Here is a 14,228-nt window from a genome sequence, read left to right on the forward strand (position 1 = left end):
CAAGCGCTAGTATTAGCTTACTTGGATAAAATAATAATATACGTGTTCGTTTTACAAAGTGTTTAGCGACGAGTTTTCACTTCATCAGATAATTTAGCAATAAAGTCGTCAACCGACATTGTTCCTAAATCTTCACCACTTCGCGTTCGTACTGCAATTTCGCCAGTTTCCATTTCTTTATCACCGACGACTAACAAATACGGAACACGCTTTAAAGTATGCTCGCGGATTTTAAAGCCTATTTTCTCATTTCTCAAGTCTAGTTTTGCTCTAAATCCACTTTCTTTTAGTTTTTTTACAACTTTTTCACAATATTGACCTTGTTTATCAGTAATATTCATCACAGTTGCTTGAATTGGCGATAACCAAGTTGGAAATTTTCCAGAATACTCTTCGATCAAAATACCAATAAAACGTTCAAGTGAACCTAAAATAGCACGATGAATCATGACCGGAATGTATCTTTCGTTGTTTTCACCGACGTAAGTTGCGCCTAAACGCTCTGGCAGTGCAAAATCGAGTTGCACAGTACCACATTGCCAAGCACGCCCCAAACAATCCATTAAGGTAAATTCAATTTTAGGGCCGTAAAAAGCCCCTTCACCGGGTAAATACTCAAAAGCGATGTTGCTATCGGTTAATGCTTTTGCTAAACCGGCTTCTGCTTTATCCCAAATTTCATCACTACCAATACGACTTTCAGGTCGAGTTGATAATTTAACAATGATATCTTCAAAACCAAATGAGCCATATACGTCGTAAACCATTTCAATACATTTGATGACTTCGGCTTGCACTTGCGATTCCATGCAGAAAATATGCGCATCATCTTGAGTAAAGCCACGTACGCGCATCAAACCATGTAAAGAGCCTGAAGGCTCATTACGATGACAACAGCCAAACTCAGCAATACGCAAAGGTAAGTCACGGTATGATTTCAACCCTTGGTTGAATATTTGTACGTGCCCTGGGCAGTTCATCGGTTTTATTGCGTATTCACGCTTTTCAGACTCAGTGGTAAACATGCCATCAGCATATTTATCCCAATGACCTGATTTTTCCCAAAGGCTTCGATCCATCATCATCGGTGCTTTAACTTCGTCATAATCATATTCGCGTAACTTTTCACGAATAAATTTTTCTAACTCAGTATAAATCGTCCAACCATCATTATGCCAGAACACCATGCCTGGCGCTTCTTCTTGCCAATGAAATAAATCTAATGTTTTGCCAATTTTACGGTGATCACGTTTTTCAGCTTCTGCTAAACGAACAATATAGGCTTTAAGTTGTTTTTTATCAGCCCATGCTGTGCCGTAAATACGTTGCAACATTTTATTGTCTGAATTACCACGCCAATAAGCACCAGCTACTTTCATTAATTTAAAATGATGACAATGGCGCATGCTCGGTACATGAGGACCGCGACACATATCGACATATTCTTGATGATGGTATAAAGCAGGTGTATCTGTTTTCTCGATATTTTCATCAAGAATTTGTAATTTGTAGCTTTCACCACGCTCAGCAAACGCATCGTAAGCGTCTTGCCATGAGCCTGTTTTTTTAATCACTTCATAACCGGTACGGGCTAATTCAGTCATACGTTTTTCAAGTTTAACTAAATCGTCTTCGGTAATTGACTCTTCAAGGTCAATATCATAATAAAAACCATTATCAATCGTTGGACCAATCGCCATTTTAACGTTCGGATATAACTGCTTAATAGCATGGCCTAATAAATGCGCACACGAGTGACGAATGATCTCAAGACCTTCCGCATCTTTACTGGTGATAAGTTGTAACGCTGCATCTTCTTTAATTAATTCACAAGCATCGACTAAGTCACCGTTAATGCGACCAGCAATGGTGGCTTTTGCTAAACCAGGGCCGATATCTAAGGCAACCGCCATAACAGAGACAGCTTGTTCAAAAGTGCGTTGACTACCGTCGGGAAGCGTAATAACAGGCATATATTTTCCTTTGTTCAGTGGTGGCACATACGAAGTGTCACTTGAATTAAATTATTTTGGCAATTAAATTAATTGGTTAATAATGTCTTTTCAGCCGTTAACGTTTGAGTGTTTAGTTACTTAAGCGTTAACAACCAGCAATAAAATTTCGCAGTAGGGTAACCGAAAATACATTTTAAGTACAGCGTTGACGCTATCATTGAGCATAAAAAATAAATTTATGTTACTAATTTTTATTATTAATATGTTATCTATATGTTTGGATTAGTTACACTGGTTATTATATCGTTTATTTTTAAGTCTCACGCTACCCATCCATAATATTATAATTGAAAGCCCGTACGGCTTGATAAAATAAACGAGTGTGGATATGATGGCGATAAAATGAAGTTACTCATATATATAAAAATATTAATAACATGTAAAACAATAAAAATAAAATGTAGCCTAATGTTAATATTAATCAGCGGTATTGTAGAAGCAATATGACTGATTTTAGCGGCTTATTGATAATGGAATATTAAAGTATGAATAAATCTACCGCTAAATATTGGCAAACAACCACGCTTTTGACTCTATTATTTTTCATCATTGTTTATATATTTTTTGTTTCAATTTTATCTAAAGAAGTAGCTACTTTTCATCACGACCAACCCGCTATTGCTTATGAATTACCTCAGCAACAATTAACGGATGTTGATGGCTATTTAAGTTATATTTTACTCATTGATAACTTAGCCAGAGATAATGATCAGAAGCTGGTTGTTAAAATAGCAAAAAAGAATGACAACTGGTTAGTAACACCCTTAAATTTCATTTTATTTAGCATCATATTAGCTGTATTTTATCCTTCCCTAGCGCTACTTTTGATTGGTTTCATCGCTGGTTTTTTAATTTTGAATTATCAAAAAAGTAAATTAAAAGATATTTATGCTATTACTGATAGCATTGCAAACACCTTTGGTGAAAAGCATTCATACAAACCTGAATATTCTGTATTAGCTAATCTAAACTATGCGTTAGAAGATATAGCACGATATGCAAAGCAATATAAAATAGATACTGAGCAAAGTGCCTTTTGTGACGCATTAACAAAGTTAACCAATCGCCACACTTTCTTAGAGCATATTGAAGAGCAGTTAACACAGAATGAAAAAATAAAAAGTGGGCTATTATTTATTGACCTTGATGGCTTCAAACAAGTTAATGACTCGTTTGGCCATTCATTCGGTGATGAAGTACTGATCCAAGTTGCTGAGCGACTAAACTCCCTTGTTCGCAGTAATAAGTTAAATTTCAGCCAATCAAATAACTGTATTGAAAAAAACTTAGCTAGACTTGGTGGTGATGAGTTTACTATTTTTATTTTTGATATAGAAAATTCAGCGTTTGCTATTAATATTGCAAAATTTGTCTTATCAGAACTAGAACGTGAATTCATTTTAGGTAATAAAACAATTAAAATTAGTGCTAGCATAGGTATTGCTATGTACCCTGAGAGTGCCAGCAAGCCTAATACATTAGTACAATTAGCTGATGTGGCAATGTATCGTGCTAAAAAAGATGGACGTGGCGTTTATAGAATTTACTCTCCTGAAATGGGTAGCCAATTAAGGCGCTATCATTATTTATTGGAAGAGATGAGACAAGCCTTATCTAACCACAGCTTCTTTTTAACCTTTCAACCTATTATTCATGTTGAAGGTTGCGTGATCAGTTATTTTGAAGCACTCGTTCGATGGCAACACCCAGTGGAAGGAGTTATTTCACCCACAGAGTTTATTCCGATCGCAGAAGAGTCTAATCAAATATTACCACTAGGTGATTGGATATTAAATGAAGCCTGCCGTCAAATGTTTGCTTGGTATAACGCCGGTATGAAAAAAACTAAGATTTCTGTTAATGTCTCTGTTATTCAACTTAAGCATCGTCCACTCTATCAGTGGGTTATGGATACACTGGTAAAAACCGGACTGCCACCTTCATCATTAATGCTTGAAATTACCGAGTCTTGCTTCCTGGATATATCAGATGAAATTATCACAGAATTAGAGAAACTTCGCCAAGAAGGTGTTTTTATTGCTATTGATGATTTTGGTACAGGTTTTAGCTCATTAGCAATATTGGCAACATTACCTGTCGATATTTTAAAAATTGATAAAATGTTTGTTGATGAAGCCACTGGTAGTATTAAGTATAAGAAAATACTAAAATCAATCATAGATATGGCCTATCAACTTGATTTAAAAGTAGTCGCTGAAGGTATAGAAGATATTATACAGCTAGAGTTATTAAAGTCTTTAGGGGTTAAATACATTCAAGGATTTTTAATTAGTCATCCTGAAAATTCAACGATTGTTGGCAATAAAGTATTAAATCAAAGCATGAATCATCTTGCACATAACGGTGCCGGTGTGTGGCAACCCAATCCATCAAAAATAATTAAACCAATAAACTAGTGTTTTCTTAATTACGTTATTGCACAAACACAGTTTATACCAGCAATGCGTTATGATAGGGAATAGGTAGTTGCCTCAAAATTTTAATCTCAGCGTTATATTTTTCTCAATTACTTATTTAAGGCGCTTAAGTTACTGTCTGCTAATTTTCCTGCTGCTGTTCAGCAATAGTGTTCAAGCAAATGATTTATCGTCATGGAATATTTGGAAGCAAAATAGTGAATTAAGTGTTTTTTATCGTGCTAGTCAATATGACGATGTGATTGAAATTAAGGCACAAGCTGAGGTTAATTCAAGCTTAGCGGGGTTTATCTATTTTATTGAAGATTTTAAGCAGGCTCCTCATTGGCTAGACAATGTGGAGTCCGCTAAATGCATTAGCCAAAGTTCAAGTAACGAAAGTGTATTTATCACTCGGTTTAAAGGCTTGTGGCCAATTTCAGCACGTGAAATAGTGGCTCACTCTCGATATTGGCAAAACGAGGATCTATCGATTGAGATTGCGGTTAAAGACGCTAGTAATGCCATAGAAAAAAACCAAGATGTGATACGTATGCACTTACTTGGCGCCCATTGGACAATAGTACCTATGACCGCTGACCGCATAGCAATAACTTACCAGTTTATGGTTGACCCTAAAGGTAATATTCCACTATGGTTAACTAGACCCATCACACTGAATGGCATTTGGACCACGCTACAGAATATTCAAAGCCAATTACCTCAAAGTAAATGGCAACGACAAGTTAATGATGATATCCAAGAAATACACTAATCGTAAAGCGCTTGTAAACTCAGTACAACTCAAACTGTAACATGACATATTAAGCGATGCTTTAGGCTTAACTAAAGCCCTAACTAAATGCTTAACTAACTCATCAAGCTAGGTTATTCACTTCGATGAGTTAGTTAATGACAGCGCAGTTAACATTTTATTGATAATGCTTCAGCATCGAAAGCGCCATGGCTTCAGCGACTTTAATACCATCAATACCCGCAGACAAAATACCACCTGCATAACCGGCACCTTCACCCGCCGGATATAAGCCTTTTGTATTTAAACTCTCATAACTATCTTTATCACGGGTGATGCTAATCGGTGACGAAGTTCGTGTTTCAACGGCGGTTAATGTTGCATCAGCCATCGAGAAACCTTTAATTTTACGTTCAAATGCTGGTAATGCTTCACGAATAGCTTCGATAGCGTAGTCAGGTAAAATTTCACTTAAATCGCAGTATTTAACACCAGGCTTATAAGATGGCGCGACAACACCATGCTCGCCACTTTTTCGTCCAGCAAGAAAGTCACCCACTAGCTGTACTGGTGCATCATAGTTTTCGCCACCGAGCTTAAAGGCCGCTTCTTCTAACCGACGCTGAAACTCAATGCCCGCAAGTACGTTGTCTTTGCTACCATTTTCGTCATAATCTTCTGGTGAAATACCGACGACAATAGCACTGTTAGCATTACGTTCATGGCGTGAATATTGGCTCATGCCATTGGTGACTAAACGCCCTGCTTCTGATGCGGCAGCAACTACTGTGCCACCAGGGCACATACAAAAACTATAAACTGAACGGCCATTTTTACAATGATGAACAAGTTTGTAATCAGCCGCACCTAAAATAGGGTTGCCGGCATTTTCGCCAAAACGAGCATCGTCAATAACTGATTGTTCATGCTCAATTCTAAAGCCAATAGAAAATGGCTTAGCTTTTATAAAGACACCTTTTTCATGCAACATAGTAAAAGTATCACGTGCACTATGGCCAATAGCCAAAGCAATGTGTTTAGTGTTTATGACCTCGCCTGTCGATAAAGTTAAACCGGTAACTTGCCTATTGCCATTGTCATCTTGCGTTTCAACAAAATGAATATCGTCTACACGTTGTTCAAAACGTACTTCACCACCAAGACGGTGAATTTCTGCCCGCATTTGTTCTACCATGGTGACCAATTTAAAGGTACCGATATGTGGCTTACTAACGTATAGAATTTCACTTGGCGCGCCAGCATCAACAAACTCATGTAATACTTTGCGACTATAATGCTTTGGGTCTTTAACTTGGCTCCAGAGTTTACCATCAGAAAATGTACCCGCCCCCCCTTCGCCAAATTGCACATTGGATTCAGTATTAAGAATTTTTTTCCGCCAAAAGCCAAACGTGTCTTTAGTACGCTGGCGTACTTCTTTTCCGCGCTCTAAAATAATAGGTTTAAAGCCCATTTGTGCTAAGAGTAAGCCCGCGAATAAGCCACAAGGTCCCATACCAATAACTACTGGGCGCTCGATTAAATTTTCTGGTGCTTGACCAACAAACTTATAACTTGTATCAGGGCTAACTTTAATATTTTGATCATTGATATGCTCAGCAATAAGCTGTTCATTTTTTGTTGTTTCTACGTCTAAGGTATACATCAAAATGATCTTACTCTTTTTACGTGCATCGTAACCACGTTTAAAGATTGAAAAACTGGTAAGCTGCTCAGCGGTGATTTTTAATGTTGCAAGAATAACTTGCTCTAATGCTTCCGGTTGATGATTTAGTGGTAATTTGACGTTAGTTAAACGCAACATATCGTGTATCCAAAGCGAGACTAGGGTAAAAATTAGCGCTATTTTACCTGATAGTACTAGCGATACCAAATACAAAGCTAAAACAATAATTGAATTTGTGTATAAGCTAGGTATGATCTGACCTTTGATAGTAGTAATGCTAGTCGATTTGATAGCTCAATAAGATAAAATAAGCGGAATAAAATGGCGTTTGTAGTTACTGATAATTGTATTCAATGTAAATACACTGATTGTGTCGCAGTTTGTCCTGTTGATGCCTTTCATCAAGGACCCAATTTTTTAGTCATTAATCCTGACTCATGTATTGATTGCGACTTGTGCCCTGTTGAATGTCCTGTTGGCGCGATTTATCAAGAAGATGATGTGCCAGAAGATCAAAAAGACTTTATTGAACTCAACGCTGAACTGGCAAAAATATGGCCAGTGATCACCGAAATTATTCCTGCACCTGTTGATGCAGAGCAATGGGATGGTGTACCCAATAAAATTAATCATCTAATCACTGACGTTGATTAATTTCGCGCATAACATTGCCAACAGTTTTACCACACGCTTTACCTCCACTAACTAAGGGCTTTACCCAAACAGTGTTTCGCCCTGCGGTGGCGAGTGTTTTGGGCGATATTTAGCCTAGAAAAGCTCGCACTTTAGTTAAAAATGTTCATACTAAAACGTACCACTCCTCAAACTTAAAATCTAGGAGCCGTCATGCCCCATAAGATTAAAGAACAACGTATTGAATGCCCACATTGCGGCCATCCTATTCATTTGGTCTTAGACGCTAGTGCAGGTGACCAAGACTATTATGACGAGTGCCCCGCTTGTTGCATGGAAATGCACTTGAATTTACATATTGACGAGTATCATCAAAAAATTCTATTAGGTGTTGGTAGTGACAATGAACAGTTTTTTTAAACAGCCGTTTTGTTAAAACTCATGGTGAGTTAAACTCTCTATTGCCCTTTTGTGTTAATACCTAACAATCAAGCAATATTGCTAGGTATTAACACAACAACAGTTAACTGCACTTTAGTTGAGTACTAGCAAGTCACATTCGGGTATAACAAATACTCGCGTCAAACTAATGTTAGCTTAGTTTCATACGTTCAATTGTTTCAACAATCGTCATGGTCTGTTGATCAAGTTCAATATTCACTTTATCGCCAATCACCGCATTCTGTAAATTGGTACGCGCTAAGGTTTCGGGTATCAAATAGACTGAAAACAACTCTCCTACTTCAGCGCCTAACGTTAAACTAATACCATTAATACTGATAAAACCTTTGGAAAATATATACTTTTGATATTCAGGCGCTATGGTAAAACTTAACGTGCAGTTATCCTGACTATCGATACGGTTAGCTAAAACAGCTTGCGTATGAACATGACCACTGAGCATATGACCACCGATTTCATCGCCAATTTTTAACGAGCGCTCAACATTAACTTGTGTACCCAGTTTAATATCGGCAAGATTAGATACCCGTAACGTTTCATCAATAACATCAAAACTTATAAAACTTTTATCTGCCAGCAAATGACCAAATTCAACGGCGGTTAAACAGACGCCATTAATAGCGACACTCGCGCCTATTACTAGCTGTTCAATTAAACTATTTTCCAAGCTAATTTTTAAGCTAATGGCATTATTCTTATTAACTATCGCAATTACTTCAGCTTGTGATTGCACTATACCTGTAAACATATATCATCCAACGAATATTCTACTTTTTGCTATCTTAGCAAGAATAACTTAATGATATAATTGCTTTGATGAACATAAATCGTTTTTTTTCCAATAGTAAAAATTTAATGAAATTGGCTTACCCAATTTTAATCGCCCAATTGATCCAAAATTTAATGGGTTTTGCCGATACTGTTATGGCGGGTCGTGTTAGTGCCACTGATATGGCCGCCGTTGCCGTTGCTAGCAGTGTCTGGTTGCCCTTAATTTTAGCCATATCAGGTCTTGTGATGGCACTGGCCAGTATTGTTTCGCAATTATCGGGTGCCAAACAGTTTGACCAAGTGGCAAAAGCCAGTTATCAAACCGCTTGGATAGCGGTTTTTTTATCAATAATCATCATTATTCTCTACTACATTGCCACCCCTATGTTAATCAACTCTATTTCGATGGAGCCTAAACTCAAACATCTAATGTTTGACTATTTAGGTTACATTGTTTGGGGCGGCCCAGGCTATTGTCTGTATTTGGTTTTGCGTAATTATTCAGAAGGTTTGTCTTTTACTCGCCCAACCATGATCATTAGCATATTAGGCTTGTTGATTAACATACCCGCCAACTATATTTTTATTTATGGTGAGTTTGGTATGCCTGCACTGGGTGGTGCGGGTTGTGGTATTGCCACAGCCATTGTTTACTGGGTGATGTTCCTTGGCATGCTTGGCTATGCTTATTTTTCAAAACATCTAAAACACGCGCCATTGTTTACCAAATTCTATTGGCCACAATGGTCAGAAATTAAAATCATATTAGCTTTAGGCACACCGATAGCATTTTCATTACTTTTTGAAGTAAGCTTATTTGCCGCCGTAGCCATAATACTTATACCCTTTGGCGCTAATGTTGTTGCCAGCCACCAAATTGCCATTAACTTTTCTGGCTTGGTTTTTATGGTGCCATTAAGTTTAGCGATGGCAGTGACGATAAAAGTAGGTTTTGAAGTGGGCAATAAAAACTTTGAAAAAGCCAAGGAACTCTGCCGATATTCGGTTATTTTGGGATTGGTTATTGCGGTAGTAACCGCTGCCATTACCTTATTGTTCAGCACACAAATTGCCACTATCTACACCACAGACACTGAAGTACTTGAACTTGCTGCTGGCTTAATGCTTTTAGCGGCTTTATTTCAGTTCTCCGATGCCATACAAGTTATTTCAGCTGGTGCACTTCGTGGCTATAAAGACACAAAGTCGATTTTGTATATCACCTTCTTTTCCTACTGGGTTGTGGGTTTATCTTTTGGTTCAATACTGGGTTTAACCGATTGGATAGCACCAGCATCAGGTCCTTATGGCTTTTGGATAGGCTTTATTTCTGGTTTAACAGTAGCGGCCGTGTTACTGGCTTGGCGCTTAAAAATAGTGCAAAATCGCTTTGATCAACATGCAGCCTTGGAAAGTTAACCGAGTGTTTTAGCTTAATACTCTAAAACCTTACTTTTAGAGTATTTAAAACAACGTGTGACTTTTATTGACCTATTTGTTGCTTAAATAGACAAGCATAATACCCAATGCTGAATTAATCAGCAATCACATCATATTTTAGATAAAACTGCTTGCACTTGCTAAAACAGATCGCTAACATAGCGCCTCGTTGAGTCACTCAACAGTTTTACTTAGAAGTAACGCTCGCTTAGCTCAGTTGGTTAGAGTACTTGCATGACATGCAAGGTGTCACTGGTTCGAGTCCAGTAGCGAGCACCATATTATAAAAAAAGGGATAACAGAAATGTTATCCCTTTTTTTGTTCCATAAACAAAATGTTATAACAAATATAAATAACTATTTCTTTCTATTTTTAAGATGGTATCTAAAGAAATTCCCTTTAACGAATGACCAATTTACTACGGAGAGACTTTTAAACTAAGTGAGTTTGATTATAGGAGGTCTTTGGGGGATAAATTACATTATGGTGGCGTGCAGCCCAAGCAGCCCCTCGGCACATGAGTCGTCTACTGCGTTTGCTTCCAGCATGCCTTTCAATAACTTACAGAAAGTAAATTTATCTTCAAATTGTAGCCGTTTATGTAGCAATCATAATGGCTATATATTAACGAGCTATAGTTGTTCACTTATGTCACTTTGCTGACCTTAGTATTTTAGAGTTTACACCAAGATTTTGGTGTTTTTTTGATCTACAGCGGACATGGCTGTTCCAGTTGGTCAATAAAATATAGTGTTTGATCTTTATTTTGGAGGTATTGAAAATTTTATCAGATTGCTGCTTGGTTAGCGTATACGATTTAAGTTTTGGTGGATGAAATTGGGGTTATCATCATGGTTATTACACTGAAACTTAACTAACAAACGGTATATCAAAGGCTCAATAGAACATATCCAATGACGAAGTAAAAAAAATTTTAGTGTCAGGTTATTTTATAGCTCTAACTGACTTATATCAGTGATTTTTTATATATTATTGAATTTAAGCTTACTTAATGGCGCTTGCTTTTATTTTAATTATAAATCAAGTGGTTATATGAAAAAAACATTTTTAATTTAATTGATGTGGATAAAAAACTGGGACACAAATGAGCCGATAGCTATTTTTTCATTAACAATTTTTTTCCAATCATCAAAAGTTTTACGAAACATAGGTTGCTCCAATTAATTTAATGGAACAACTTTAGAATGAAAAATAAACTAGAGCAATGTGCAGGTTGCTGGACGCTCACTGAGCACCACCCCCCCAAAGTTGATCGATAGTTGAGCATCTTTGAGCTTGGTTGCCTGGAGAGCTTTATTCACCCTTTAGCTTACTCGTAAAATGCTAGAGAAGTTAAAGGGTGAATAAATTTTAAATATATGTGGATGACACCATACACAGTTACATGATGTTAAAACTAAAAAAGGTTTTATACTTTGAATTTAAACGAAAATAAAGAAAAGTGGGCTGCTGAGTTAGTCATCGCTAATGAAAAATTGTGCTTTCAAAATGAAGAAAAAGATAAGCGAATTGCTGAGTTAGTCATCGCTAATGAAAAATTGTGCTTTCAAAATGAAGAAAAAGATAAACGAGTTGCTGAGTTAGTCATCGCTAGTGAATGTCGGGTTGCCGACACCGTTTTTGAATCCCAAGAAGCTATGTTTGTCACCGATGCTAACAGCAATATTCTTCGGGTGAATCGCGCATTTACCCGTATCACAGGTTACAGCGCAGAAGAAGCTATCGGGCAGAAGCCACAACTAATCAGCTCAGGAAAACAAAGTAAAGCCTTCTTCGCCAACATGTGGGAGAGCATCAACAGTATAGGTGGATGGGAAGGTGAAATATGGAATAAGCGTAAAAATGGCGAAGTCTATTCAGAGCATCTTACTGTTACTGCAGTAAAAGACGCGAGCGGGAGGGTCTCTAATTATGTTGGCGCATTTATAGATAATACGACGAACAAAGCGGCCTCAGAAAAAATTAATAGTCTCGCCTACTTCGATCCGCTGACTCATTTGCCAAATCGCCGCCTGCTGTTTGATAAGCTTGGCCACGCCCTAGCTAGCAGTGCGAGGAGTAATAAGTGTGCTGCATTGCTATTACTTGATTTAGACCACTTTAAAATCCTCAACGATACCCTCGGCCATGAGGCGGGAGATACGCTTTTACAACAAGTCGCCACGCGTTTAATTAACAGTGTAAGAAAAATTGATACCGTCGCCCGATTAGGCGGTGATGAGTTTGTGGTCTTGCTAGAAAATCTTAGCGAGGAGGCCATTGAAGCGGCCGCCCAAACCAAGAGTTTGGCCAAAAAAATCATCTTTTCACTGATTCAACCCTACCAACTTGGGGCGAATGAGCATCGCAGCACGCCAAGTATCGGCGCGACAGTATTCAGTGGATATGAGCTGACATCAGAGGAATTATTAAGGCAAGTAGATATTGCTATGTATCAATCCAAGACCGCAGGACGCAACACCTTGCGTTTCTTTGATCAAACGATGCAAGAAGCTATCTCTGTCCGTGCAGACATGGAAAATGAACTACGCAAAGCCATTAAGTACAATCAATTCCAACTCTATTATCAAATACAGGTTAGCAGTTCTGGTCAAGCATTAGGGGCTGAAGCCTTAATCCGTTGGCAACATCCAGAACGTGGCCAAATTTCACCCTTTAACTTCATTCCGTTAGCCGAAGAAACAGGGCTTATTTTACCGATAGGGCAATGGGTATTAGACACTGCCTGCGCTCAACTTAAAGCATGGCAACAAAGCCCCCAGACAGAAGGTCTTGTACTCGCCGTCAATATCAGTGCTAAGCAATTTCATCAAGAAAACTTTGTAGAACAGGTAAAAACTACCCTACAACAGTATGAGATTAACCCCGCACAACTCAAGCTAGAACTAACCGAAAGTATATTGGTGGAAAGCATCAGTAACATCATTACCAAAATGAATATGCTGAACAAAATAGGTGTTTTATTCTCATTAGACGACTTTGGAACGGGTTATTCGTCTTTACAATATTTAAAACTATTACCACTTAATCAATTAAAGATAGACCAGTCATTTGTGCGTGACCTTCCCACGGATGCCAATGACAAGGCGATTGTACGCACTATCATTACCATGGCGCATAGCTTAGATATTGACGTCATTGCCGAGGGTGTCGAGACTGTAGAACAGAGACAATACCTATTGGATAAAGGCTGCATGCATTATCAAGGTTATCTATTTAGTAAGCCCGTACCGATTGATGAGTTTGAGCTTTTACTGAGAAAAAGCTGATTAACGTTAACTACATTTACTGATAAAAGAAATACTATGAATCACACTTTAAATAATGAAAAAACTTTCTCGGCAGTTGAACAATTGGTCTCTATTACAGATCTTCAGGGAAGAATAACTTACGCTAACCCTGAGTTCTGTGCCGTTGCAGGATATTCTCTTGAGGAACTCGTTGGACAACATCATAATATAGTTCGACATCCATCAATGCCTAAAGCGGCATTTGCTGATTTATGGCGTAAACTTAAACAAGAGGATTCTTGGCGAGGAATGGTTAAAAATCGTTGTAAAAATGGCGATTATTATTGGGTTGATGCCTATATAACACCTGTTTATGAAAATGGAAAAGTGACAGGCTATCAGTCCGTTAGAACATTACCGAGTAACGAGCAAAAACAAAAGGCGCAACAGTTGTATGATACCCTCAACAATAAGGGCTCAGTCTCCGGTTTAGAGACTAACGTTCACTTAAGAAGGTTATTGGCTATAGTACTCATCACCATGGCCTCTGTTGGTATAGGAACATATACCCATTCAATAGTTCCACCTATAGTACTGCTTGGTTGTATCGGTTTGCTTTCTCTGGTTTTTTCACCAGAGCTGTTTGCCTTTCCAAATTACGTCGCTAAAACCAAAATACTATTCGATAGCCCTTCACGTATAATTTTTTCAGGGAAAGGGCCATTAAGTATTATCTCTTACCCTATAGAGTTATATAAAGCTCGGGTACGCACAATACTTGGCCGGGGTGCTGATTC

The 14,228-nt window shown here is 37.9% G+C and carries 10 protein-coding genes and 1 tRNA gene; 8 read left to right on the forward strand and 3 right to left on the reverse strand.

The window, feature by feature from the left end; translation table 11 throughout:
* Nucleotides 1–62 precede the first annotated feature (62 nt).
* Nucleotides 63–1,973: a threonine--tRNA ligase gene (gene thrS, locus H4J59_RS02165; protein ID WP_182236442.1), complete on the reverse strand. Its 1,911-nt coding sequence runs from the start codon at nt 1,971–1,973 to the stop codon at nt 63–65.
* A 527-nt stretch (nt 1,974–2,500) separates the two neighbouring features.
* On the opposite strand from thrS, the gene H4J59_RS02170 reads away from it, so the two are divergent.
* Both H4J59_RS02170 and H4J59_RS02175 read left to right on the forward strand, forming a co-directional pair.
* A complete protein-coding gene (locus H4J59_RS02170) occupies nt 2,501–4,432 on the forward strand; it encodes a bifunctional diguanylate cyclase/phosphodiesterase (protein WP_182236444.1) in 1,932 nt (643 codons plus the stop codon).
* 70 nt (nt 4,433–4,502) lie between these two features.
* Nucleotides 4,503–5,207, forward strand: coding sequence for an START domain-containing protein (locus tag H4J59_RS02175; RefSeq protein ID WP_182236446.1), 705 nt, complete (start codon nt 4,503–4,505; stop codon nt 5,205–5,207).
* 157 nt (nt 5,208–5,364) lie between these two features.
* Here the strand turns inward: H4J59_RS02175 and H4J59_RS02180 are convergent, their stop codons facing one another.
* Complete coding sequence (locus H4J59_RS02180; RefSeq protein WP_182236447.1) at nt 5,365–7,011, reverse strand: NAD(P)/FAD-dependent oxidoreductase; 1,647 nt, start codon at nt 7,009–7,011, stop codon at nt 5,365–5,367.
* Nucleotides 7,012–7,194: 183 nt separating this feature from the next.
* Between H4J59_RS02180 and fdxA the strand changes: the two genes are divergently transcribed.
* Nucleotides 7,195–7,527 (forward strand): ferredoxin FdxA, encoded by a 333-nt coding sequence (fdxA, locus tag H4J59_RS02185; RefSeq protein WP_182236449.1) that lies wholly within the window; start codon nt 7,195–7,197, stop codon nt 7,525–7,527.
* 192 nt (nt 7,528–7,719) lie between these two features.
* Nucleotides 7,720–7,926 carry a CPXCG motif-containing cysteine-rich protein gene (locus H4J59_RS02190; protein ID WP_182236451.1) on the forward strand — a complete coding sequence of 69 codons (207 nt, stop codon included), beginning with the start codon at nt 7,720–7,722 and terminating at the stop codon, nt 7,924–7,926.
* 172 nt (nt 7,927–8,098) lie between these two features.
* Here the strand turns inward: H4J59_RS02190 and H4J59_RS02195 are convergent, their stop codons facing one another.
* Nucleotides 8,099–8,716 carry a riboflavin synthase subunit alpha gene (locus H4J59_RS02195; protein ID WP_182236453.1) on the reverse strand — a complete coding sequence of 206 codons (618 nt, stop codon included), beginning with the start codon at nt 8,714–8,716 and terminating at the stop codon, nt 8,099–8,101.
* Between the two features lie 68 nt (nt 8,717–8,784).
* Between H4J59_RS02195 and H4J59_RS02200 the strand changes: the two genes are divergently transcribed.
* From H4J59_RS02200 to H4J59_RS02215, 4 genes are all read left to right on the forward strand, one after another.
* Nucleotides 8,785–10,158, forward strand: a complete 1,374-nt coding sequence (locus tag H4J59_RS02200) for an MATE family efflux transporter (protein ID WP_182236455.1) — start codon at nt 8,785–8,787, stop codon at nt 10,156–10,158.
* Nucleotides 10,159–10,381: 223 nt separating this feature from the next.
* Nucleotides 10,382–10,458: transfer RNA gene (locus H4J59_RS02205), tRNA-Val, on the forward strand.
* 1,158 nt (nt 10,459–11,616) lie between these two features.
* Entirely contained in the window at nt 11,617–13,470 is a 1,854-nt protein-coding gene (locus tag H4J59_RS02210; protein ID WP_182236457.1) for an EAL domain-containing protein, read from the forward strand.
* A gap of 36 nt (nt 13,471–13,506) precedes the next feature.
* Nucleotides 13,507–14,228: PAS domain-containing protein (locus H4J59_RS02215; RefSeq protein WP_182236459.1), on the forward strand; the 722-nt coding region annotated here is incomplete at its 3' end.

Source organism: Colwellia sp. MB02u-10 (assembly GCF_014077185.1).
GTDB lineage: Bacteria > Pseudomonadota > Gammaproteobacteria > Enterobacterales > Alteromonadaceae > Cognaticolwellia.